Genomic DNA, 24,438 nt, shown 5'->3' on the forward strand with positions numbered 1-24,438 from the left:
ATCATCGTTGTTCTAACTCTTCATACGTCTCTAACTTTTGGAATAATAACCTTGCTGGATACAAAAGCACGATGGCCACCACTCCATTTAGTATCCAAGACGGAAGAAGACGCATCACAAAAAATTGTTCAAAATAAATATCTGTATAATCAATTAAATAATATAACCCATATGTCAGCCACTCAAAAATAAAGATTGCACAGAAAACAATTAGCATTTGCCACCAATTACTGTGACGAACCGCCGGTATCGTAAAGGAACTAATATAAGCCGTTAAGCCAAAACTGAACATGTACACACCAATTAATTCATTATAGACAAAATCATATAACACACCGACGAGGACGCCAAACATAATCCCTGAGCCAGCTCCACGATAAATCGCAATCAAAACAACCGCAATTAATGTAAAACGTGGAACGAGAACTACCCCATTATCCAGGTGAAAAGGAATGAAAATTTGAAACCATGTACCTTCTATGATGAATAACAGAAAAAGTAGGAAAGGAAGAACAAAACGAATCATGATGTACCTCCGTCCTCTTCCTCTTCATCCTCTTTTTCCGGAAGTAATAATTCATCAAGATTGGCACTCGTTCTTTCAATGACATTTACTTGTTCGATGTGATAAAAATCCGCAGCCGGTTTTACAAGGGCATTGTACGTTAAGCCAAACTCATCCGGTTCAATCTCAACAATTTCCCCAATGGCAAGACCACGTGGGAATATTCCTCCAAGCCCCGAGGTCATCACCAGTTGCCCTTCTTCTATCGTGCGAGATGATTCAATTTTTCTTAACATGAGTCCTTCTCGTTCCTCGTCCCAACCTTCTATAAAGGCATACACCGGCTCGTCATTGGTGACAACCATTGCAGATACCCGGTTTGTCCGACTACTATCAGACAAGAGCTGCACCGTCGAAGTGAATTCAGAAACAGAATCAATTTTACCAATAAGCCCTTCGGAAGTAACGACCGCCATATTTTTTTCAATTCCGTTTCTCTCGCCCACATTTAAGCCGATTGTTTCCGTCCAATGATCAGGCGAACGATGGATGACAAGGGCAGTTCGCATCACATAATCAGACAAGCTTTCTTCTACCTCAATCATGCTTTTTAACGTTTTATTCTCTTCCTTTACACTCGCAAGCTCTGCCGAAATCGCCGCATATTCATCAAGACGGGATTTTAATAATTTGTTTTCTTCATATACATTCAGTAAATCCTCAATGTCCTCAAAGAAACCCGCGACAACATGTGCGGGCCGACTAAAAATCGATTGCACAATTCCGGAAGTATCTCGGACGAACTTTTCCGGAAAAGTAATCGCATCCCTTTCTCTCATTGAAAAGCCTAGGAGCGCTACGAGCACGATAATACTCACCATCAATAAAATGAGACGTTTATTGGAAAAAAAATGTGGCATAATATCGACCTACTATTGGACATTCCGGCTAGATCGAGCAGTTATCCCTGCTTTTGAACGAAACAGATGCAAATTCTCGAGCGCTCGACCTGTTCCCAGTGCCACACAATCGAGCGGGTTTTCTGCTGTTAAAACGGGCATGTTCGTCTCATCGCTCAATACTTTATCCATATGCCGCAAAAGCGCTCCGCCACCTGTTAACACAATGCCTCGATCCATAATATCCGCCGCAAGTTCTGGTGGTGTTTTTTCGAGTGTATTCTTTACCGTTTCAATAATCGTATCCACGGTGTCTTTTAAAGCTCCGGTAATCTCTTGTGAAGATACGGAAATCGTTTTCGGTAAACCACTGATTAAATCCCGACCTCTAATTTCCAATTCTCCGACATCATCTGATTCATCAGCGGAGCCAATTTCCATTTTTAAAGTTTCAGCGGTCCGCTCCCCGATCATAAGACTATATGTCTTTTTAATATATTGAATAATGGCATCATCCATTTCATCACCGGCAACGCGAATGGATTGACTCGTGACAATTCCGCCGAGAGAAATAACAGCAACTTCCGTTGTCCCCCCGCCGATATCAACTACCATACTTCCGGTCGGTTCCCATACTGGCAAATCAGCCCCAATGGCTGCAGCAAAAGGTTCTTCGATCGTGTACGCTTCTTTTGCTCCTGCTTGTCTTGTTGCATCTTCTACTGCCCGCTTTTCCACCGCGGTAATTCCCGACGGAACACACACCATCACATTTGGTTTGCGGGTAAAAATCGCGCGGGATTTTTGCGCCTGTTGAATAAAATGTTTCATCATCGTTGCGGTTGTCTCAAAATCGGCGATGACCCCATCTTTCATCGGACGGACGGCAATAATATTTCCTGGTGTTCTTCCGATCATATTTTTTGCATCATTTCCAACGGCTTCAATGGTACCGGTGTCTGTTCGCATAGCAACAACCGATGGCTCCCGTACGACGACACCTTTTCCCTTCACGTATACGAGCGTATTCGCCGTACCCAAGTCAATTCCCAAGTCTTTTGAAAAACCACCAAACATCTATGTATCTCCCTTCATCCTTCAATTGTCCATCCTAATCTATCGTTTACTTCTATTATCTATATTTTTTATCGTCATTCTTATTTTTTCTTGCCAAATGTCACATATACATACTTAAACTATATTATACTGAAAAACAATTGAAAAACATAGCCTTCCACTTATTTTAATTCATTCCATCTTGCGCCTCTTGAGTTTCATCATGATATGGAACTTTGTCATTATAAAGAAAATCACTCGATTCTTCAAGGGAAGAAAGACGCTTTTTCTGTTTACATGTATCCTTTTTCTTTCAAACTTAAAAACTTGTGATCGCCAATAATAACATGATCAAGGACTTCAATTCCCAGTATTCGTCCACATTCAGATAATCTTTTCGTAACTTCAATATCTTCTGGACTCGGTGAAGGATCTCCGGAAGGGTGATTATGAAGGCATATGACGGAGGCAGCGGAACGGCGGAGCGCTTCTTTGAACAATTCTCTCGGATGAACGATGCTGGAATTGAGGCTTCCGATGAAAAGTGTTTGTCGGTGAATCACTTCATTTTTAACATTCAGACACAAAACGACAAAATGTTCCTGCGTATAAAAACGCATTTCTTCCATCACAAAAGCTGCGACATCTTCCGGAGAACGGATGGCATAGCGTTCCCTTTCTCGAAAGGTATAAATACGACGCCCTAGTTCTAAAGCAGCCTGTAATTCGGAAGCTTTCGCTTGTCCGATTCCTTTCAATGTCAGCAATTCTTCGATGGTTGCTTCTTTTAATAAGCGCAATCCATCAAAATGCAACAGTACTCGTTGCGCAATCTCCAAAACAGACTCATCTTTCGTTCCCGTTCGTAATAAAATCGCCAGCAGTTCTTGATTGGATAATTGCTGAGGCCCTTCTCGGATCATTTTTTCCCGTGGACGTTCGCTTACCGGAAAATCTTTTAACATCAATGATTGGGACATTTTTTTCCTCCTTCACTTTTGCGAAGATGTAAAAGAAGGAACGATAGAGAAGTGATGGAGCTCTCGGTATACACGGGATAATGGTAAACCGACAACATTGTAATAGTCCCCTTCTATTTTCCTCACAAACAGCGCACCGAATCCTTGAATGCCATAACTTCCGGCTTTATCATACGGCTCTTCAGTTTCCAAGTAACTAGCAATGAGAGAGGGAGAGAGAGGATAAAAATGAACCGTTGTTTTTTCTATCCATACTTTTTCTTTTTGAGAAGAGCAAATGGCCACAGCCGTGTACACGTCGTGACGACTTCCTGACAATCGCTCTAACATTTCTTTAGCTTCCATTGAATGAGAGGGCTTACCAAGGATTTGGTTTTCTTTTACAACAACTGTGTCGGCGGAAAGAACGACACGATCCGGGAAACGTTCGTACACGTTTTTTCCTTTTTTATAAGCCAGCTGTTTCACTGCATCAGGAGAAAAATGTGAGGATCGGAAGGTTTCTTCTACATGTGAAGGTTGTACGTCAAAGGAATATCCCGCACGTAAGAGAAGTTCTTTTCGTCTTGGTGACGTTGAAGCTAATATGAAAGAAGGCATGAAGAGGAGACCACCTTTCCAATAATATTTATGTATTATTGTACTAGGTGTATCCTCATATTACCAAATCCGGATGGAAGAAACAACGGTATTTCATTCAGCTGAAGTGGATCACTTTCTACAGAATACGTCGCTAATGATTTCAAAAGTCCGTTAAGCTTCTAAGCTTTTAAATTTGGCGAAGTTCGACAGGTCAATAATAGATTTTTTATATCCATAAGATTCTATTCTTCTTTTTCTGCTGCGATTTCATATACCGTTTCTTCAAAATGAAGGATTGCTTCCATGATCCATTCTTTCGTTACGCTTGACATGTCATTCTCTGACGTGATTTGTTTTTCTATTTCGATAAGAGCATTTCTTAGATTATTTAAAGAGGAGTTTTCTTTTTCGGCCCATTGTGCTGTGTCTTCAATGATTGTTTGCAACGTTTCTATCCCTCTTTCTTCCTCTCGTTCATTCGTCAAATGAATAATTATCTCTTCAATCTCTTTTAGCAACGCTTTCGTTTCGTCTTCATCCACCGACTGTATGCGTGAAATTGTCCGCGTTTTTTCGTAGACATCTATTCCTTCTTCTTCATAGAATTGAAGATTTTCCTGCGAACTTTCTTGGTCAAAAGTCATGTTTGTAAATAAATAATAGTAGTCACCGTCATGCGTAAGCAGAGCTGGGTATCCTTGATTTCGTAATCTATCCTGCATTTCCGTTCCTTTTTCCTGTGAAGTAAACGCACCGGCTTGAATAATATAAAGGGTGTGCGTATCAGCGAAGTCGGCAAGTACTGCTACATTCTCTTCTTCATAACCGGCATTTACGGGTGGTTCACTTTCCGTAAACAAATGCATCGTGAAAAAGCCAAATAATAAACCGACGGCTGTTGCTCCTCCTGTGATAGATAAAAAAGAAAGAAAGAGAGGACGCTTTCTTTGCTTTTGATTGTCCAAAAACGTAGCTGATTTCCTTTTTTTCTCTATTATTTTTTTTAATTGATGAGTGGATGTGTGCTCCGTAGAGGTGTGGTTGATGGGCTTGTCTTCTTTTTCTCGGTCCATCTCTTTTCCATTCAATTTAAAAGAGACACGGTGCTTGTCTTCTTTCACAATCTCCCTCCTCCAAACCTAGTCGTACAAGTACCGTAGCATAAGAAGTATGAAAAAGAACGAGACTCTTGTCGCCTCGTTCGTGAAAAGTTTGTCTGCTTATGTAAGGAAACTAAGATACCACGCAACTATTTCTTCCCCAAAAAATAACGTGAGGACACTCCCGATTGCAATTGCTGGACCAAAGGGCATCGGTGACTTTCGCTTTACTTTTCCAATGAGCAGTCCAATTCCACCGATCACTGCCCCAACAAAAACAGAGAAAAAGAAAGCGAGTAACACGTCTTGCCAACCAAAATACATGCCTAGAACCGCAAACAGCTTAATGTCCCCTCCCCCCATTCCTCCTTTACTGACAATGGCGATGATGAGCAATAGAGAAAAGCCAACCGCAGCTCCAACAAACACATCCCACCAAGGATGAAGAGGAGCGATTGTCAATCGGAACAGAAAAATGATCGTACCGAAAAATAAAAGAATTTTATTGGGAATGAGCATCGTAGATAAGTCACTTACCGTGATAATGACAAGTAATGAAACGAAAATCCAAGCTACTATGACTTCTGTCGACCAACCGAAGACAAGCCATACGCCAACATATAAACAGGCTGTCACCAGCTCAATCGTTGGGTACAGGGGAGAAACTCGCGCTTCGCATGTTCTGCATTTCCCGCGTAAAAAAATATAAGATACAACAGGGATTAAATCTATGCCAGTTAAAGTGCGCTTACAAGACGGACAGTGTGAACGAGGGGCAATGATAGATTGTCCATTCGGCACTCGGAGACCGACAACATTAAAAAATGAACCGAAGACAAGACCGATGAGAAAAACATACATGACAATCAATCCATCTATCATTTTTTCGTTCCTTTCTTATTGCGTAGTTAGTGAGTGGTTTAGCCCCTCTTTTTATGAATGAGTAACAACAACCGTCAACTGCAATAATTCCTCTCCATTTTCATTGACAGCCGTTAACGTTGCTTTTCCTTCTTCTAAAAAAGTAACTCGGCCGTCTTGTTCTATTTGAGCTACTGCTTCATTAGAAGTGGTCCATGTTTCGTTTTGATGTAGTGAAAATCGGTAAGGAATGTTGGTCACATACGTACCGGTAAAACGAGGACCGAAATTTTCAGTTTCCAATTCATTTACCGTAAAGGGAGACGTAGCGTTTGAAAAGGAGTTCACTTTGATTTCTACTTTTCCATCTAAATGAAAAAAGTCGACGATGTGTTGTCTCATATAATCAGGTCGTCGCTCTGCAAAACGTTCCATCAGACGAATTTCTTTTTCCCATTCTTCCATCGAAGCCGGTGCTTCCCATTTTTCAATGAGATCTGGCATCGCCGGTTCGATGGTTGCTTTCATCTCACGAATGAGCGTTTTCGTCCGGTCTGGATCAAACACCGTGTTCATTCGATGGGTAAAACGAGCAACAAATTCATTTTTAAAATCTTCTTGTGCAAGCAATGAACGGAAAAGAAGTGTTGCCCATGGAGGATTCGGCCAAGGATCCCCGTTCGGATCCGCCGCCATCGCTAGCGTATTGTGTTCTTCCATTTCATGTAAATATTCGTCTTTTTCGCGATACATATTATAGCCAAAATCAAGGTCCACTAACAGCCAACGCCACTTCCCATCGCCATTTCGATTACGCCAATATAATTGATTATTTCCGGGCCAATCTAGATTACGAGCGTATATGTTCACGATCCAAGTGTCCATAAAATTCTCCAGATCAATATGTTCTTTGACGTAACGATAATGGGTTGCATCTTCCAAGCCATTCTTTTGAACATAAGCCATTAACTCATCAAAGGCTTGCCGAGATCCTTTCTTCACTTCTACATGATTATTTTCTAAAAGGTCTAAATCTCGTTCATTCACGTTGTGAGTCCAACGCATATAGTGGTGATCGTATCTTTCTCGAAGATTATATAAGCCAAAATATTCACCATTCAAATATACAAGGACCGGCTGATAAGCTTGTGTTTCTACTTCCATGTCCGACACGAGTTGTTGGATCATTGCATCGCGAAACATCGTTTTATCCCAATCGTTCCCGGAATTTCTTAATATGAGCCGTTTGAATGCTCGAGGGCCATCCTCTCCGAACATAGGATAAGGAAACACGTGTGTGCCATAACGATCTCGGGCATAGAGCCGAAAAGATTTCCGATCGTACCCACGGGAAGCTCCTCCATGAATACGAATGCCTGCATCTTGAGAAAAAACAGGAGGTTCTTTGAAGCCTTTGGGATAATAAGAGACGTGCACTTTTCTTTCCCAATCACGACCTTCTTGCATGAAATTCCCTGACAAGTTCGGATTCGGTGCGTCGGGATCAAAATGCTTTCCCTTTGCATAAATCCCTTTTTCATCCCCAAAGAGGTCGTCAGGATTCATCGATAAATGAAGGACAGGTAGGTCACCACTTGGGGACTCACCGAAAAAATACGTTTTTGTTAATGTATCTCCACTTTGTTGATCAGGAGTGAATAATTTGGCCCGCAACACCGTTGTCTCTTCAATTGTAATCGGATCTGCATCTTTCGGATGTTCGTTTCTTTGGTTGTAAGCTTTAGAAGCAGCGGTTGGTTCACTGCCATCCAAAGTGTAGCGAATAATTCCATCTTTATAATCGCTCAAAAGCCGCACTTTAATTGGCTGTTCATAGGTGCCGCTTTCCACGGATGCTTCCACTCGTAAACGAGGATCGGAAATATCAATGTCACTTGTGTTCTCATATAAATAAATAATCGTCTCATCTACTTCAAAAGGATTTCCGCTAATATATACTTGTTCTTTTAATCGTTCTAACGGAGCTAGCGGTGAGAAATCTGACACAAGGTTATTGGAAATATCCAATTGTCGCAGTCGTGTTAAAGAAGACAACGGTGCAATGCTTTCCACCCGATTATCCCGCAGGCTTAGCACTTCAAGATATGATAATCCTTCCAAAGCCGTAATGTCCGCAATGTGATTCGTATCCGCTTCAAGATGAGTCAACGATGCAATTTCCCGAAGAGGTTCTAGTGATTGAATGCTATTGTCAGATACATTTAACTGACGCAAATGTTGTAACGATTGTAGTGGTGAGAGATCACGAATTTGATTTCCTTCCAATGACAGGGATTGCAAGTGCTCTAACTCGGAAAGAGGCGTCAAATCTTGAATTTGGTTGTGATTTGCCGACAACTCTCGTAAATTAGGGAATTTTTTTAAGTCAGTGAGACTAGTGATATGTTGATTGCTAATGTCGAGCGATGTGATTTCCTTTAAATGTTCTTTGGTAACAACAGTTCCCTCTCCTACTTCTGCTTGTACCATTGCTTCCACGCCAGGTTCTTCAAACGTTACCGTGCTAGAAGGAGCAATAAAATAAGCAGCAATCACGATCATGATGATCAGCGCGATTCCAGCAAGAAGGAATTGCCATTTTTGTTTTTTCATTCTTCTCCTCCCCTTCCGTCATCTGTCACTTGAACCCGTATAATTTCCTCAAACGAATTTCCTCGCTTTTTCGTTAAGAGAACGTCGCCAGTTTCTTCGGCTCGAGCGCTTGAATCATTTTCATCAATTGCTACAATCGCTTCATCACTTGTTAACCAAGGCCCGCCATCTAAGGGTATTTCTTCTCCCACTGCTAATTTCTTCTCCGTTATATCGTAATGATTGACTAAAATCTTAATTTCCCCTAATGGTTCTCCTGCTTCATTTGCAATATCAAGGGTTGCCTCTCCTTCTTCTTTTAATGTGAGCGTATTGGATTGTTCATCTACAAAAGCAACAGAAGGATTACTCGATGTTATTTGCACGCGTTTTCCTTCATATTCTAGCGGAAGGGCAACATTTGTCATCCAGTAAAACGTGCCGCAACAAGTATCTTCTCGTAAACAAAGGTTACGCCCTCCAACGGACAAGTGCGCTGCCAGTTTCGCATCCATTGTCACTTTTCCAACTCCATCTAATCCGAAGTAATCAGCGAGATGAAGCCGCACGTAATGAGGACGCTCTACTGCAAACTGTTTCATTATTTCTATATTGGACTGCCATGCTTCCATCGATGGAATCGTTTCCCAACGCTCCATATGGGCAGGCATTTCTTTTTCTATCCGTTTTCTAAACATATCAAGTTGACGTTCGATTCGTTCCGGAGCAAACACGCTATCCGCATATACCATCATCCGTTGAATAAATTGATCTTTTACTGCTTCATTTTCTAGAAGAGAACGTAATACTAACGTAGACCAGTCAGGATTTGGCATCGCATCGTTTCCCGCTTCCGTTGCTTGTTGCAAAGAATGATGACGATACGCATCTGGACCTCCGAAACGTCCGAAGCCAAAATCTAAATCATACAGAAGCCAGCGCCATTTACTATCCTTTGCCGTCCGGTCTTGATACATTTGATGATTATTTCCGGGCCAATCCGTGTTACGAACGTAAATTTGAGTGATGAAATAGTCAAGGGCATGGTCAATATCAATCATTTCTTCAACATAAGCAAAGTGTTCGTCATTTTTCAAATCATGTTCACGCAAGTAGTCCATGAGACGCGCCCATTCATGGCTTCTTCCTGATTGAATTTCTCCGTTATTTTCAATGTGATCGAGATTTTCTTTTTTAATGCCGTGCACCGTCTCAAAGTAATCTTCGTCAAACCGTTCACGGATGTTATAAATTCCCCAATATTCCCCATTTACATATAAGACCGCCGGCTCGTACAACTGGGTCTCCACATTTAAGTAAGGACGGACCAATTCTTGCAAAAATCCATCACGAAAAAAAGTTTTGTTATAATCATTGCCTGAGTTACGTAATAAGAAGGTCTTAAAATGGGAAGTTTCCTCTTCTCCAAAGAGAGGATAGCTGATGACGTCATTTCCGTAACTGTCCCGCGCATAAATCCGAAAAGACTTTTGTTCGTTGGCGCGTGATTCTCCTCCATGAATACGAATGCCGACTCGCTGAGAGAAAGCGCGTCGATGATCTTCCGAAAACAATTCTAGTTTTGCTTCCCTTTCCCATTCTCTTCCTCTCATCGCATAGTTTCCTGTACTAGACGGGCTGCTTGTTTTTCGATTAAAATTCACTCCCGGCACGTAAATTCCTTTTTCTTCATCAAACAAGTGGTCCGGATCTGTACTTAAAGAAAAAACCGGTAAATCATGGTCCACGTGAAATAAATACGTTTCCCTCACTTCTTCTCCTGTCGTTCCATCTGGCAGAATAGCGACTGCAGACAAGACAGTATTTTCAGTAATGGTAATTGGTTCTTCATATAAGGTGGAATGTTCATCGGGTGTTGAACCGTCTAACGTATAAAAGATGCGCGCTTCCGATTCATAAGGAAGAGATAGTGTCACTGTCACGCTTTCATCCTTGATTCCGCCTCTTTCCGAAACATCAACAAACAGCGCTAATTCTCCGATGTCTGAAGCTTGCAGTCGATCGGCATAGGAAAGAATGGGACGAATACTTTCAATCGGGTTCCCTGCAATGCGTAATTCTTTCACTAAATGTGTATGATTCGCAATTGGATCTAACTGCGTAATATTGTTATAACTAATATCTAACGCTTGTAATGTTGTTACTTGCTGTAAAGGGTCAATGGAAGTGATTTGATTTCCTTTAGCATATAATGTTTTAAGATAAGATAGATTCGTCAATGGTTCGAGAGAATGAATCAGATTGTGATTCATATTTAATGTCTGTAAATGCCCTAACTCCTTTACAGGACGAATATCCGTCAGGCGATTGTGTTCTAAAGAAAGGTGTTCCAATGACGGATTTTGCAAACTATCAATAGATTCCAATTGATTGTAACTAAGATCTAACGATGTTAAGTTCCGCAATTTCGAAAGTGGTGATAAATCTTCTATGTGATTATGAGATAAGTTTAATTCTCGAAGATTTGATAAATATTCAATACCTTCTAATGAAGTTAGGTGACGATCGGACAAGTCTAACGATTCTATTTGGCGAAGGGCAACAGTGGGATCGCTATCATCTACTTCGATTTGTGCTGCGTCTAATATAGCTTCTTCTAATTCTTTATCAAGAAAGGTTAGTGTTGATTCTACACGTTGTTCCGAGAACCAATACACACCTCCGATGAAAAGAAGAAGAGCAATAATAAGAATGGTTACTTTTCCATATGTACGTTTCATTCACTTCGACTCCCTTCTCTGTGCCCGAGCGTTTTGCAAAGTTCATACCGTTGAAATTATAGCAAAAAAGAAGCGGAGTGACTATGCACTCCCGTTGTGTTTCATACTTCTTTGTGAACTGCTCCCACCACTTATCAACCTTACGGTTTGATTGAAGTGGGGGCTTCTCGGGTAATCCCGTCTAATGACAGAAAATTGACCGAGCGAACCCTCTCGTTCCGAAAGTTATTATTCTTTATGCTAATAAGCGTAATCCTTCATTTCTGATATTGATTGCTGAATTGTGATCACGATCTAATACAAAACCGCAAGAACATTCATATACACGTTCAGACAATGGCATTTCTTTTTCCTTGCCGCAACATGAACATTTCTTAGTAGAAGGAAACCACTTATCAATTTGCACAAGTTGCTTCCCTTGTTCTTTTAGCTTGTATTCTAAGAAGCTTGTGAACATACCCCAACCGTTATCATGAACGCTTTTTCCAAAGTTGAGAGCTTGAGACATACCTTTCATGTCTAAATCCTCAATAATCACAGCGTCATAGGTTATCGCTAATTCTTTTGACTTGTGATGAAGGAAGTCTCTGCGTTGATTCGCTGTCTTTTCATGCAGCTTAGCTACTTTTAGACGCTGCTTTTCCCATCGTGCAGAACCTTTCTTTCTTCGGGAAAGTATTCGTTGTGCTTTTGCTAACTTGTCTAAGGCTTGTCGATAGTACCGTGGGTAATTGGCTTTCTCACCCTGTTCACTCTCGACATATAGACCATCCATAGCAAAATCTAAGCCAACAACTTTCTGAATTTTTACTGACTGAATATCTTTCTCGTATTCTGTCAAAATCGAAATATAGTATTTGCCTGTCTTTGTTTTAGAAATCGTACAAGATTTGATTTTATAATCAGCAGGTATTTCTCTATGCTGCTTCAATTTTATTGGCTTTTTGATTTTTGGCAGTTTAATATGACCATTTTCCAGCTTAATATTGCCGTTGACCATGTTGGTTGTATAAGATTGTTTCTTTTTCTTGCTTTTGAATCTAGGAAACTCCGCACGACCTTCAAAAAAGTTCTTATAAGCATTTTGCAAATGGATCTGTGCGTTTGCTAAAGCTAAAGAATCCACTTCTTTTAGGAATGGAAATTCATCTTTATACTTTGCTGGTGTCGGGAACTTTTGCTCCTGAATTATTCATACTTCCAATGAAGATTTAATTTGATACCAAATCCAATGATTTTTTGTTATCTAAACAAGTAAGAGCTGTTAATTTCGATAAACGTGATTAATGATAAAGGTGAATGGCAGTAAAATCCTGATTTAGGGCATACTAGCCCCTTGGTCTTTCATCCTTTTAAAAAACAGCGGATTAACCCCCTAATTTTGGACAATAACACTCTTAATCTTTCTTTATTGTAGAAATTCAAAACCACATAGAGCCTTCTTCTTTTGTCCTTTGGACAGGATAGCCAGTTCTTCCATTCCGTCAAGGGTAAAGGCTTCGCCCGTCGCTACGCGACGCCCCTGACTCCATTTCAGAACGGGCTGTTTGAAAAGATGATGGGACAAAAAGAAGAAAAAATGAAGGGGGGATCAAACCCGTATCTTTTTGATTCGTGTGTCCCCATCCTTTTGCAGCTTGTAAAATTCTGCTGGAGATAAGTCCAGAATGCTTGAATGGATGCGATGCTGATTGTAGAAATCCATAAAGGCAGCGATTTCCTTGTACGATTCTCCATATGTTTCAAACTGAAATCTTGATAAACAGTCATCTTCCAGAATGCGGTGGAAGGACTCGATATGGGCGTTCATATTGGGTGTTTTGGGTGGTATTCGTTCATGTTCCATGCCGGTTTTCTCACAGAACTGCCCAAAGGTATGAGAAATAAACTGTGGCCCATTGTCTGTCCGCATCACAGGCTTTTCCATTTTTGTTCGTATTGTTGGCGTTTTAATAAGGATCGGCTCAGTGTCTGGATGGCATCGTTCGCATTACACCTTAAACCGATGTGGTAGTCGATGATGGAACGATCGTACACATCAATGATGGAGAAGATAAAAAGAAAACGGTCTTCCCCTTCGATATAGCCGTATTTAATATCCGCTTCCCACAATTGATTGGAACCTGTAATAGACCGGTTGCGTGCTAGTTTCCTAGGATACGAAACTTTCTTCCTTCTTTGGGGACGTAAGATATCCAGCTCCTCACAAAGGCGATATACCTTCTTTTTATTGATCCTAAGCTTATATTTTCGTTGAAGGAGTACCGTTAGTTTGCGATAGCCATATCCATGACATTCGCCAGCTATTTCTTCCAGTAGAAATTCCTTGATCTGGTCATCTGGTATTTTCTTTCCGTCCTCTGTGTTGGAGTAACCTGGTGCTGGACGCCCCTCACTTACTTTTTTCTCTTCCACGCGATAATTCTTCCGGTAATAGTAGGTGGAACGTGGAATTCTTAGTATCTTTAGCACCATTGTAATCGCATAGCCTTTTTGAATCCATTTGTCGGCTATCTCAACTTTTTCAGCAAGTGAGGGTTTTTCTTTTTTATGAGATCTCGCAAAACGGCAATTTCCAGGTCTTTTTCGCCTAAAAGCTTCTTGAGTTGATCATTTTCGTTGGAAAGCTGCTTGGAATCCAGGTCGGGTACAACTGATACATCAACTTCACCGAAGTGTCCGTTCTTGTACTCCCGCACCCAACGGCATACCATGTTAGGGTTCAGCTCGTAACGGCGTGCCACAACGGATGTTTTTCCCGTTTCCAATGACTCTTTGATGACTTGTATTTTAAATTCTTTGGAATGTTTTGTTCGTTTCATGATGTTAGCCTCCTTAATACATGAATCAGTATATTAAAATTTACTCTTACTGTCCAAGTTCATTAAGGGGCTTATAAGCAACAACTGCTGCTACAACAACTGCTCCAAAAAGTGGTGCATTTGTTGAGAAAAATAAAGGAATAATTGTGTCACTATTCTCAACCGTTAATCCAGGTACAAGTCCAGGTGTATGTGCAACCATTCCTATAAATAATGCTCCTAAAGCCATTAACCAAGAATTCCAGAAAGGTGTAAATATTGATGTTTTTGCTAAAGTCATCGGTGAATTTGCTGAATAAAATTTTTGCCACATATGTGGCATGATCCAAAATCCAAACATTAAACCTAATGCTGTCTCTATTATTCCTGGAAAGTTTCCTTTATTCACTAATATTTCAGGTGCTGTTGACTGCAAGTTTACAAATGCATGGAACCCTCCAGCTTTTAGGATAAATATAAGTGTAATAACAAATAGTGTTGTGCCAAAGAATATCCCCATGAAAGTGTCTCCCCATGCAGCACCTCTACCTGGAATGTCAACACTAAACTGTACATATTTTTTAAGGAAATTCATTGATTCAATGAATGTCATATTTAAATTTTTAGTTCCAGATTTACAAATTTTCCTGTGCACTTAATTCCATATTCCTATTATTTTTTTACATCTTTTAGCTACCGCGCTTCGCTTGCTGCCCTGCATGTATTGTGACGTTCTAAAAACCAAGAACATCACAATACATGCAGGTTATAAAAAGACTTCAGATTACAGATGATTTAGCTTTTTGTTCGCGTTTATATTCGGCGGGTGTGCGATAGTTTAATGAACCGTGTATTCGAATATTATTAAACCAATTTACGTAATCAAAAAGTGCAAGATCAAGTGCTTCTTGGCAAGGAAAAACGGCACCGTTAACGAATTCTGTTTTAATGGTTTTAAACATTGCTTCAGCAACGGCATTGTCATAAGGGGTTCCTTTTTCACTCAAGGATCTCTTAATGCCAAATGCTTCGAGCGCGTCGTCGATAAGCTGATTTTTAAATTCACTACCTCTGTCGGTATGAAATAATTCAAGCTGATTTAGATTGTATGGAACCGATGCAAAGGCGCGCTGAACTAAAGCTGCAGTTTTTTGTGGACCAGAACTGTAGCCAATCATTTCACGATTATATAAGTCTACTAAAACACAGATATAGTGCCATTTATGACCAACACGGACATACGTTAAATCACTTACAACTACCTTTAATTCCTTATCCTGATTGAATTCTCGATTCAGTACATTACCAATTTCAGATTCATTTACTTTTAATTTTGTGGGTTTAAACTGAGCCACTGTATACTTAGATACAAGCCCTTGTTCTTTCATAATTCGACCAATGCGGCGGCGTGAAACTTGCCAACCAAGTTTTTGCAACTCTACTTTTATTTTTCTTTGACCATAAATATTGCGACTGTTTTTAAATATTTCAACAACTAATTTCGTGAGTTCTTTTTCCTGGTTATCACGTTCCTTCGCTTCATAATAATACGTACTTCTTGGAATTTGCAGGACGTCGCACATTGCTGATACCGAGTATTTGTGAGCGTTATTTCGAATCACATCTACGCATCAAGACATTATCAGCGCGGCTTGCTTTAAAATATCATTTTCCATCGCAAGCCTATGGTTTTCTTTTCTGAGTTTAAGTAACTCCTCTTGTTCGGGTGTTCGATTGTCCTTTTCTTCAAATGAACCAGTGGCTTTATGTTGGCGAACCCATTTATCAAAAGCAGATGGTGTTAGATCGTATTCTTTAATTATCTCACCTCTAGGCTTACCAGATGCATGAAGCCCGACAATTTGTTCTTTGAATTCTTTTGTAAACATTCTTCTTTTTCTTTTAGTCATCATTGATTCTCCTCCGACATACGTTGAATCAAGTTTATATGACCTTAATGAATCTGTCCAACTAAGTGTAACCTATCCAGATGGTTCAGCTACTCCTCATGAAGTAGGTTGTGAAGGGTACTTCACGTATCCATCAGACCTCCCCGGATAAGGATGCCATCTTTCCTTCCATCTATCCGCTTCATCTACTCGATATCACCTTTGACAGAAAGGACTTTGTTTTGTTTGGCAAACTCATCCAATGATACCTACCCTTATATGAAGTTTGTGTTCCTCGGACCGGAAGTTTGCCGCCCGCTTCCTTCAGATTCCGCGTCACCACGGACACCCTTGCGTTAAGCTAACCTCTACTTCTGCCTTCGTGGCTCGGGACTCTCACCCTATAGATGACGCCCATGCCGGGCGCACCATAAAAAAATGAGCCTAACTTTAGGTTCATTTTGTCAACGGAACAAACAACGTTCTATATTCTGAAGGAGTACATCTTTCTTTCTTTTTAAATACAGTTGAAAAATACGCACTGCTAGTAAATCCGACTTGATTTGCAATAACTTCAATAGGTAATGTCGTCATCTTTAAAAGTGATTTTGATTTATCTATTCGATAAGTCATTAAATAGTCTACGAAAGTAACACCCATTTTCTCCTTAAACATTCGACTGAAATGAGAAGTGCTTAAATATACTGTCTGCGCAACTTCATTTAACGTAATCGGTTCCTGATAGTGGGTTTGAATATATTGTAAAGCCGTTTCTATCGGATTTGCCAAATCAGGGTGTTCATTTATTTTACTTTCTTTTTGGAGAAGAGCTTTAGACTCTCTAGAAAGACTTTGAATATAAATACGATCAGTTATTTGAAAAAATTCTGTTTTAGTAAATGGTTTTAACAAATATCCTGCAAAACCTAAATTTATACTTTTTTGACAATTCTAATTTTATCGATTACACTATTAATCAACAATAATCAAATATGATGCGCGCAACTTTTTGCATTATTACCGTCTGACCCATGATAACCGCATTTTGCTTGGCGGCAGTGAAGCGCTCTATTATTACGACAGCCCGCTTCATGAAAACCGAAACGAACGAATGAAAGCGCTATTAATCGAAGACTTCCTTGACATTTTCCCGCAGCTTAAAGGAATCAAGTTCACCCACCATTGGGGCGGACCGATATCCGCAACGCTCGATTTGATCCCGTCGATCGGCCGGATCAATGACGATATTTGGTACAGCATCGGCTGCATGGGACATGGCGTGTCGTTCACCAACTACAACGGTTTGACGCTCGCCGAGTTGATCTTGGAGGAACGTTCGAAGCGAACGGAGTTTTTCATCATCAATCGCAGGGAAATCCCGTTGCCGCCTGAACCGCTCCGCTATATGACCGTATCGGCTATACGCAATTATTTGCGTTATGAAGACAAAAAAGGGAAGAAAGAAAAATTAAGGTAATAGTGAAAAATTTTACAAATTTGTTTTTGCGAATTATAATGAGCTTATTCAAAAACCTCGTACGAGGCTTATTTTTTACACGTCGATTGAATGAATGTTCATTTATTTCATCATCTATTTGGAAGGAGAATACACGACATGTCGAACGCTGATACACTTGCTCTTAAAGATGTGCAGCGAAAAAACGTGATCATGTTCGTTGCATTTGCCATTGCCGTCGTCGGCGCGATGGCTGTCGCTTTCGTCAATGGTGAAATGAAACGGGTGCTGCTGTACGGAGCAAGTTTGTCACTCATCATCATCGGATACTTCGGTTTGCAACATGTGGTGAAAAAATATTATTGGTTCCCTTATTATATGCTTTTTGTCGGCTTTGCCACGATGTACATCTACATCTATTTGTTCAAAGGCGGCCTGCAAACGATCGGCATCATGTTTTTCTTGCTCTTTTTGTCGACAGGTCATTTCATTACGTCGGTTTTTGTCTTGGGATACTCGTTAGGAATCGTCGGACTGATTTTGACGCGGCTTTTTCCGATCGCATCCGACAAAGCGACGATCGAAGCGGGGTTTTTGTCGATCATTGTCGCTTATGTATTGGCGGGCATCGTATCCATCATCGTCATCCGCCTGCACAAGGAACAATTCAACCAGCTAAAATCCTTCATTGCTAAAAGTGATGAAGAAGCGCGCATGAAAGAAAAAGAACGGGCCAGACTCGCCCGCCATATCGACGAATTGAACGAAGAAATCATTACGGTCAACGAACGATTGCAAAACAACTTGCACGCGCAAAACGAACTGGCCACTACCATCAACGAAATCGCCACGGGCAGTTCGGAACAAGCAAACCGCATCACCGACATATCCGAACAAGCCAATTTGAACGTTGAACAGATGAAAACAATGTTGAACGAATTGAATAAATTAAAGGAAAATTTCGCGCAGTCGCATGCCGCAACGCTTGAAGGAAACGAACGTTCGATCGAACTTGCCGGCAACATGAAAAAAATGACGGCGAATATCGAACATTTAAGCGATACGTTCAAACATTTGAACAATAAAATTGACGAAATGAGCCAGTTTTTGCGCCATATCGTCGATATAAACGAACAGACGAATTTGCTAGCATTGAACGCTTCGATTGAAGCGGCGCGAGCCGGTGAAGCGGGAAAAGGTTTTGCGGTCGTCGCCGATGAAATCCGCAAACTTTCGGAAACGACGAACGAAATCGCCGACAAAATCACCGCCAACTTGAACCAAGTGAATGAAGCGAGCAACATGGCGCTTATGGAAATGAAAGAAAGTTTGAACCATGTGAACGACCAATTGGCGGATACCGAAAAAGTGACGGAAACGTTCAAAAATATCACGGCTTACATGGACGAATTGAAAGATACGTTCGACGTGTTCCAACAATTTGCCAACGACGTCGACCAAAGCGCCTCCATCATCCATAACCGCACGTCGGAATTGTCTGCCATCATCGAAGAAACGACAGCCGGTTTGAAAGAGATGAGCGCTTCGGTGGAAAGTTTGAAACGCGACAACGAACAGATTGGGCAAGCGATGGAAAACATCGAACAAATCGCGACGGAAATTCAACGTTAACAAATAGCCTTAAATCGTTAGAACATGGCATGATGCGAATCGTTTTTTGCATTCGCTCATATGATGTTCTAACGATTTTTTTATCACCGTAAAAATCACACCGTTCATGATACAATTTACGTAACGAACGTGTACGAGAAGGAGGGGTCTAGGATCGATGCGCTCAAGTTAAGTTCTACGGTTGAACATTACGTCATTCAAGTCAGAAGACACTTGCATCAATACCCGGAATTGAGCATGCAAGAAGAAAAAACGATCCAATTCGTGACGGAAGAATTAAAACGGATGGACATCCCTTTTACAATCGTTCCGGACGGCGGCATCATCGGAAAAATCGAAGGGGAAAAGCCGGGGAGGACGCTCATTTTACGGGCTGACTTGGACGCGTTGCCGATGCAAGAAGCGGACGTCAATTTGTCGCAACGAAAAAACGTCGTCTCGAAAATCGACGGCGTCGCCCATACGTACGGCCACGACGCCCATACCGCGATGCTTTTGGGAGCGGCGGACATTTTGCGGCAACATAAAGAGTCGCTTTTTGGGACGGTTTTACTCGTCTTCGAGCAAGGTGAGGAAATCGGCGGCGGCATCCACCAATTGCTTGAACAATTGAAAAAAATCGGCGCGGATGGCATTTGGGGCATCCATGTGAAAAATGATCTGCCTTCGGGGAAAATTTCCGTAGAAGCCGGGCCGCGGATGGCGGCCGTCATGCCTTTTGACATCACGCTCAACGGAAAAAGCGGCCATGGTTCACGGCCGGACCTCGCCAGCTCGCCGATCGATTGCTTCGTCGACTTACATGCCCGTTTGTCGCAAATGCGCTTGAAATATTTGGACCCTTTAAAACCGGCGACGTTTTCCATCGGATCGGTCCATGCCGGGAAAGCCGCCAACGTCATTCCAGAAACATTGCGGTTTTCCGGAACGTTCCGCTATTTGCATGTGGAACAAGGAAAAGAAATTCAAAGGCATTTCAGAAGAATGTTGACGGAAACGTGCCGTGCACTCGATTGCTCGTTTGCATACAACATCGAACCGAAAGCAAACCACGGCATCGTTTACAACGACGAAACATGCGCGAACATCGCGGAAAAAGCGGTAATAAAGGCGATCGGCAGTGAAACGTTGGCCGAGCATCCGGCATGGATGGCTTCCGAACCTTTCGCCATCTATCAACAACATTTCCCTGGCGTGTTCGCCTTTCTCGGCATTTACAACAAAGAAAAAGGGACCGTGGCCGATCACCACAACGTCCATTTCGACGTCGATGAAGATGTGTTGAAGTTGGGCGTCGCCGTGACGGTGCAATACGCAATCGACTATTTGAAACATTTCCATTTTCAAGGTGAGATGGAGCGAAGGGGGAAAAGCGATGTGTGATACATTTGTTGCGCTCGGCAACGCCACCAATGACGGTTCGGTCCTGTTTGCGAAAAACAGCGACCGCCAACCGAACGAACCACTTTTGTTGACCCACATCCCGAGAAAAAAACATCCGCCCAAGAGCAATGTGACGTGCACGTACATCACGGTTGAACAAGTGGACGAAACGTATGCCCTCTTTCTATATAAACCGTCTTGGATTTGGGGCGGAGAAATGGGGACGAATGAATATGGTCTTACGATCGGCAACGAGGCCGTCTTTACGAAAGAAAAAGTGAACAAGACCGGCCTGCTCGGGATGGATCTCGTCCGTTTGGCGCTCGAACGTTGCCAAACGGCGGAAGAAGCGGTGCACTGCATCACCGATTTGATTGAAAGGTACGGACAAGCTACGAAAAACCGTTTACGTACCACAATTCATTTTTGATTGCCGATTACGAATCGGCATGGATCCTCGAAACGGCGGACCGCATGTGGGTAGCGAAACGCGTCGAAACGTTCGCCGCCATTTCGAACCGTCTGACGATCGGAGAAGATTATGATTTGGCGCATCCGGATGTCGTTGCTTACGCGGCCGAACGCGGTTGGCATAAACCGGGCGGGCCATTTCATTTCGCCAAAAGTTACAGCGATTTTTTATATACGAAATTCAGTGGATCGAGTGAACGATATGCGTATGCGCATGCGTTAATGAAACGTCATGAAGGCAAAATGACACTTGAGGTGATGATCGATATCTTGCGTTCACATGAAGAAGAACATCAGTTGCCTCCACTGCATCATTTTTCCGTAAAGAGCGTCTGCATGCACGCCGGATTCTTTTACGGCGACCATACGACAGGAAGCTATTGCATAACATTAAAAAAAGGCGAGCCGCTTATAGGATTTGCCACCGGAAGTTCCACGCCATGCATCAGCACGTTCAAACCGTTCCCATTGTTTGAGGCGCCGCTTTCGTACATTTGGGAAGAAGGGGACGAACAGGCGCTCCATTACTGGTTGATAAGGGAACGGCTTCACCGGAGATTGATGCAGACGACGCCGGAAATGTTGGCAAAGTACGACGAGGAGCGCAAACAATTGCAAAAGGAAATTTTCGTCTTGTATGAAAAAGGCGATTTACAAGCTGCATGGGAAAAGGAAAACGAGTTCGTCGAAACGTACGATCGTCTGCTTGCAGCCGAAGCGGGGACGATCCATGTCGGCAACTTTTATTTTAAACGGTTTTGGAACAAACAGAACCGTAAACTTTTTCAAAAACACCGCGACTTTTTCTTGTCAAATTGATGAAAACGAAACGTTATGACCCATCAAGTTTCACGATGTGAAAATGGCGGATATCGGAAGCGATTGCCGTACCTTTTGGCACCTTGAGGCCGATGACCGTATCGCCAATATGGATGTCATAATATTCACCGTTCAGTCCATCCTCTGTAAATTGTTTCCATGCAAAAACGTGGTCCACAATGCGAAAATCATATGATCGGTGAACACGCGAAAAATCGACGACTATTTCACCTTCTTCGACGATTACATCAGGCAGTTTGATATGCCCGGATACGTCGACGCCCGCGATGACGCTCGGCGTTTCGTAATGTTTGACGTGGACGGTGCCGGCAGCCGCTTCATCTTCCATGACGATGACGGGAATGAGTGTCGGGTTGAACCGGTCGTTATGTTTCACCATCAACTTGACCGCATCTCCTTTTAGCGTCATTTCCCACTCTTTTTTTACATACAGTTCAAGCTGCCGCAACGTGTATGTTCCGGAGGGCATGTCCAAGACGTTTACCGGTTTTGCCCTCGGTTCTTCGTTTACATTATGGCCCGGCTGGAGAAGGAGGACGATGATTGCACAAACAGCGAGCAGCCCGATGTAAGAAACAATAAAGGTGAACGCTTGCTTCGGTTGGACGACTTTATGAAAATGCCGCTGCCACAAAAGAAAACATAGGATGAGCAATATGAACACGAACGGCCACAAAGCCAACTGCATCATCTCCCCACCTCCGAACGTTTCTGCGTATTGTCAAAAGTTTCTAAGTAAAAACTTACATTTTTATTGATTTAATGCTATTTAAGATAAAAAAACTTGCCACCCCCTTAAATTTAGGTATTAATGAGGTTACCACACACTCAAAAATCCCTAAAAAAGGAAGTGGCAAGTTGTACCCTCAATTTATAGCCTATTTATTGAAAATAATCAAGTATCAAGAGAAAATTATTTTTGCTTTGATAGGAATTATCCTTGGTAAATCGGTAGCTCGTGGTCTATACGATGAACCAGTGAACAAACCTTACCGAAAGTTAGAAGTCGATCAAATGCCTATCATTGAAACTTTAGAAAAGCTAGATTACAAAATGCTTTTAGATGATTATCAGAACAAGCATGGCAAACCTTTAAAGCCAGTTATTCGGCGAAAAAATAGTGTGGTAAAAGTTCCAGCGAATCTTATTTGCCCGAAATGTTCTGCCCCATCTGACTATCTTTACGCTAACAATGGAGGTAAAGGACAATATTTGTGTAAAGTGTGTGAGTGTCTATTTAGTAAAAAGAATAGATTTTTGAAAGAAGCTATATTCAAGTGTCCACATTGTTTCAAAACTTTAGAACGTATCAAAGAGCGTAAAGATTTCTATGTTTACAAGTGTAAAAATGATAGCTGTTCTTATTACACTCAAAAGTTAAATCAAATGACAAAAGAAGAACGGAAACGCTTTAAACAAGATCCACAGGCGTTTAAAGTACGATATATTTTTCGTGAGTTCAAGCTTGATTTTGACCCGTTAGTTAAAGATTCACCTGTAAAACCAGAAGTGGATCTTTCACGTATTTATGCGTCACCCCATACACTAGGACTTATTCTGACGTATTACGTTAATTATGGTCTGTCAGCTCGAAAAACAGCGGCATTGATGTATGACGTACACCAATTAAAAATTTCGCATCAAACCATTTTAAATTACGCAAATAGTGTCGCACTTATAACCAAACCCTTTATTGATCATTACCCATACGAATTATCCGACAGGTTTTGTGGGGATGAGACATATATTCGTGTAAAGGGTAAATGGAATTATTTATTCTTTTTCTTTGATGCAGTTAAAAAAGTCATTTTGTCTTATCATGTTTCACCTAAACGAGATACACCATCTGCCATTAAAGCGATTGGTGATGTGTTAACTAAGTTTAAGGAAATCCCAGAAGAACTAACATTTGTCGTTGACGGGAATCCGATTTATATCCTAGCCCAACACTACTTCGCACAACGTGACATCGATTTTGATGTGTATAAGGTGATTGGTCGTACAAACGATGATCCTGTATCAGAGGAATATCGCCCACTAAAACAAATTATTGAAAGGCTGAATCGGACGTTTAAAGGCAATGACAGGGCGACTACTGGCTTTGGATCCCAAACAGGTTCTGTTTCTTATGTGACACTTTTTGTGGCTTATTTCAATTTCTTACGACCACATGCATCACTTGAAAATAAAATACCTGTTGTCATTCCTGAGCTTGAGAAACAGCCTCACATGCCAGCTAGATGGACAAAGCTAATTGAATTATCCCAAGGCTTCTTGGCTGAAGAGCAGCAGTCAGCCTAGCTTTTTGTTTAGCTGAGCCCGACAAACTAGCCATCGGCGCAAGCGAACTCTTGACAAACCGAACTAGACAATGGTTTAAAATGGTAAAAGTCAAGGGCTATTTGGCATGCCTACTTTTTGTTCCCTTCGCCCTTGACACCTCACACACAAACCATTGTCGTGTTTGTCAAGAGCGATGGCGGTCGTTTTTTGCCTATCTAAAGTTTAAAATTTTATTTTTTTCCTGAATTATTCATACCTCGAACATAAATCAGGGTTTTAGGCCATAAACGATTAGATTCCCGATCCCTTTGAAAGAATCATGGTTATTTTTCTTCTGAAAAGCATCTTTCTAGAATGAGGAGCGGAA

At 41.5% G+C, this 24,438-nt stretch carries 19 protein-coding genes and 2 pseudogenes; 6 read left to right on the forward strand and 15 right to left on the reverse strand.

Going from position 1 to position 24,438, the window contains the following annotated elements:
- Position 1: 1 nt before the first annotated feature.
- The 14 genes and pseudogenes from mreD to GJS40_RS04325 all read right to left on the reverse strand — a co-directional run bounded on the left by mreD (position 2) and on the right by GJS40_RS04325 (position 16,918).
- Positions 2–526, reverse strand: a complete 525-nt coding sequence (gene mreD, locus GJS40_RS04260; RefSeq protein WP_270896418.1) for a rod shape-determining protein MreD — start codon at positions 524–526, stop codon at positions 2–4.
- Positions 523–1,425: a rod shape-determining protein MreC gene (mreC, locus tag GJS40_RS04265; protein ID WP_270896419.1), complete on the reverse strand. Its 903-nt coding sequence runs from the start codon at positions 1,423–1,425 to the stop codon at positions 523–525. The genes mreD and mreC overlap by 4 nt, the downstream gene beginning before the upstream one ends.
- Before the next feature lie 12 nt (positions 1,426–1,437).
- Positions 1,438–2,481: a rod shape-determining protein gene (locus GJS40_RS04270; RefSeq protein WP_270896421.1), complete on the reverse strand. Its 1,044-nt coding sequence runs from the start codon at positions 2,479–2,481 to the stop codon at positions 1,438–1,440.
- Positions 2,482–2,753: 272 nt separating this feature from the next.
- Complete coding sequence (radC, locus tag GJS40_RS04275; protein WP_270896423.1) at positions 2,754–3,440, reverse strand: RadC family protein; 687 nt, start codon at positions 3,438–3,440, stop codon at positions 2,754–2,756.
- Between the two features lie 12 nt (positions 3,441–3,452).
- Complete coding sequence (locus tag GJS40_RS04280; RefSeq protein WP_270896426.1) at positions 3,453–4,040, reverse strand: Maf family protein; 588 nt, start codon at positions 4,038–4,040, stop codon at positions 3,453–3,455.
- Between the two features lie 224 nt (positions 4,041–4,264).
- Positions 4,265–5,143, reverse strand: a complete 879-nt coding sequence (locus GJS40_RS04285) for a hypothetical protein (RefSeq protein ID WP_270896428.1) — start codon at positions 5,141–5,143, stop codon at positions 4,265–4,267.
- Positions 5,144–5,242: 99 nt separating this feature from the next.
- Positions 5,243–6,004, reverse strand: coding sequence for a prepilin peptidase (locus GJS40_RS04290; protein WP_270896430.1), 762 nt, complete (start codon positions 6,002–6,004; stop codon positions 5,243–5,245).
- A gap of 51 nt (positions 6,005–6,055) precedes the next feature.
- The gene (locus GJS40_RS04295) at positions 6,056–8,596 is read right to left on the reverse strand and encodes a CotH kinase family protein (RefSeq protein ID WP_270896432.1); all 2,541 of its coding nucleotides are present in this window, start codon (positions 8,594–8,596) and stop codon (positions 6,056–6,058) included.
- The gene (locus tag GJS40_RS04300) at positions 8,593–11,316 is read right to left on the reverse strand and encodes a CotH kinase family protein (RefSeq protein ID WP_270896434.1); all 2,724 of its coding nucleotides are present in this window, start codon (positions 11,314–11,316) and stop codon (positions 8,593–8,595) included. Before GJS40_RS04300 ends, GJS40_RS04295 begins: the two co-directional genes overlap by 4 nt.
- Positions 11,317–11,551: 235 nt before the next feature.
- A complete protein-coding gene (locus tag GJS40_RS04305; protein ID WP_270896454.1) occupies positions 11,552–12,508 on the reverse strand; it encodes an RNA-guided endonuclease InsQ/TnpB family protein in 957 nt (318 codons plus the stop codon).
- A 399-nt stretch (positions 12,509–12,907) separates the two neighbouring features.
- Positions 12,908–14,138: pseudogene (locus tag GJS40_RS04310) on the reverse strand (IS3 family transposase).
- Between the two features lie 46 nt (positions 14,139–14,184).
- The gene (locus GJS40_RS04315) at positions 14,185–14,772 is read right to left on the reverse strand and encodes an SLC5/6 family protein (protein WP_270896436.1); all 588 of its coding nucleotides are present in this window, start codon (positions 14,770–14,772) and stop codon (positions 14,185–14,187) included.
- A 124-nt stretch (positions 14,773–14,896) separates the two neighbouring features.
- A pseudogene (locus GJS40_RS04320) lies at positions 14,897–16,027 on the reverse strand (IS3 family transposase).
- A 435-nt stretch (positions 16,028–16,462) separates the two neighbouring features.
- Complete coding sequence (locus GJS40_RS04325) at positions 16,463–16,918, reverse strand: helix-turn-helix transcriptional regulator (protein WP_270896437.1); 456 nt, start codon at positions 16,916–16,918, stop codon at positions 16,463–16,465.
- Between the two features lie 97 nt (positions 16,919–17,015).
- Between GJS40_RS04325 and GJS40_RS04330 the strand changes: the two genes are divergently transcribed.
- The 5 genes from GJS40_RS04330 (at position 17,016) to GJS40_RS04350 (ending at position 21,767) form a co-directional block, all read left to right on the forward strand.
- On the forward strand, positions 17,016–17,483 hold the full coding sequence (locus GJS40_RS04330) for an NAD(P)/FAD-dependent oxidoreductase (RefSeq protein ID WP_270896438.1): 468 nt from the start codon (positions 17,016–17,018) through the stop codon (positions 17,481–17,483).
- Between the two features lie 138 nt (positions 17,484–17,621).
- A complete protein-coding gene (locus GJS40_RS04335) occupies positions 17,622–19,094 on the forward strand; it encodes a methyl-accepting chemotaxis protein (RefSeq protein WP_270896439.1) in 1,473 nt (490 codons plus the stop codon).
- Between the two features lie 129 nt (positions 19,095–19,223).
- Positions 19,224–20,477 (forward strand): amidohydrolase, encoded by a 1,254-nt coding sequence (locus GJS40_RS04340; protein ID WP_270896440.1) that lies wholly within the window; start codon positions 19,224–19,226, stop codon positions 20,475–20,477.
- The gene (locus GJS40_RS04345; protein WP_270896441.1) at positions 20,470–20,907 is read left to right on the forward strand and encodes a carcinine hydrolase/isopenicillin-N N-acyltransferase family protein; all 438 of its coding nucleotides are present in this window, start codon (positions 20,470–20,472) and stop codon (positions 20,905–20,907) included. Before GJS40_RS04340 ends, GJS40_RS04345 begins: the two co-directional genes overlap by 8 nt.
- Positions 20,904–21,767: a peptidase C69 family protein gene (locus GJS40_RS04350; protein WP_270896442.1), complete on the forward strand. Its 864-nt coding sequence runs from the start codon at positions 20,904–20,906 to the stop codon at positions 21,765–21,767. The genes GJS40_RS04345 and GJS40_RS04350 overlap by 4 nt, the downstream gene beginning before the upstream one ends.
- 13 nt (positions 21,768–21,780) lie before the next feature.
- Here the strand turns inward: GJS40_RS04350 and GJS40_RS04355 are convergent, their stop codons facing one another.
- Positions 21,781–22,470 (reverse strand): hypothetical protein, encoded by a 690-nt coding sequence (locus GJS40_RS04355; protein WP_270896443.1) that lies wholly within the window; start codon positions 22,468–22,470, stop codon positions 21,781–21,783.
- 176 nt (positions 22,471–22,646) lie between these two features.
- Here GJS40_RS04355 and GJS40_RS04360 point away from each other — a divergent pair, with 176 nt between their 5' ends.
- Positions 22,647–24,089, forward strand: a complete 1,443-nt coding sequence (locus tag GJS40_RS04360) for a DDE-type integrase/transposase/recombinase (protein WP_270896444.1) — start codon at positions 22,647–22,649, stop codon at positions 24,087–24,089.
- Positions 24,090–24,438 lie beyond the last annotated feature (349 nt).

Origin of the sequence: Aliibacillus thermotolerans, assembly GCF_027853235.1 — a bacterium.
Classification (GTDB): Bacteria; Bacillota; Bacilli; order Bacillales; family Marinococcaceae; genus Aliibacillus; species Aliibacillus thermotolerans.

Coding starts and splice junctions, on each gene's coding strand:
- mreD (WP_270896418.1), bottom strand. CDS start 526: ATGATTCGTTTTGTTCTTCCTTTCCTACTTTTTCTGTTATTCATCATA.
- mreC (WP_270896419.1), bottom strand. CDS start 1,425: ATGCCACATTTTTTTTCCAATAAACGTCTCATTTTATTGATGGTGAGT.
- GJS40_RS04270 (WP_270896421.1), bottom strand. CDS start 2,481: ATGTTTGGTGGTTTTTCAAAAGACTTGGGAATTGACTTGGGTACGGCG.
- radC (WP_270896423.1), bottom strand. CDS start 3,440: ATGTCCCAATCATTGATGTTAAAAGATTTTCCGGTAAGCGAACGTCCA.
- GJS40_RS04280 (WP_270896426.1), bottom strand. CDS start 4,040: ATGCCTTCTTTCATATTAGCTTCAACGTCACCAAGACGAAAAGAACTT.
- GJS40_RS04290 (WP_270896430.1), bottom strand. CDS start 6,004: ATGATAGATGGATTGATTGTCATGTATGTTTTTCTCATCGGTCTTGTC.
- GJS40_RS04295 (WP_270896432.1), bottom strand. CDS start 8,596: ATGAAAAAACAAAAATGGCAATTCCTTCTTGCTGGAATCGCGCTGATC.
- GJS40_RS04300 (WP_270896434.1), bottom strand. CDS start 11,316: ATGAAACGTACATATGGAAAAGTAACCATTCTTATTATTGCTCTTCTT.
- GJS40_RS04335 (WP_270896439.1), top strand. CDS start 17,622: ATGTCGAACGCTGATACACTTGCTCTTAAAGATGTGCAGCGAAAAAAC.
- GJS40_RS04345 (WP_270896441.1), top strand. CDS start 20,470: ATGTGTGATACATTTGTTGCGCTCGGCAACGCCACCAATGACGGTTCG.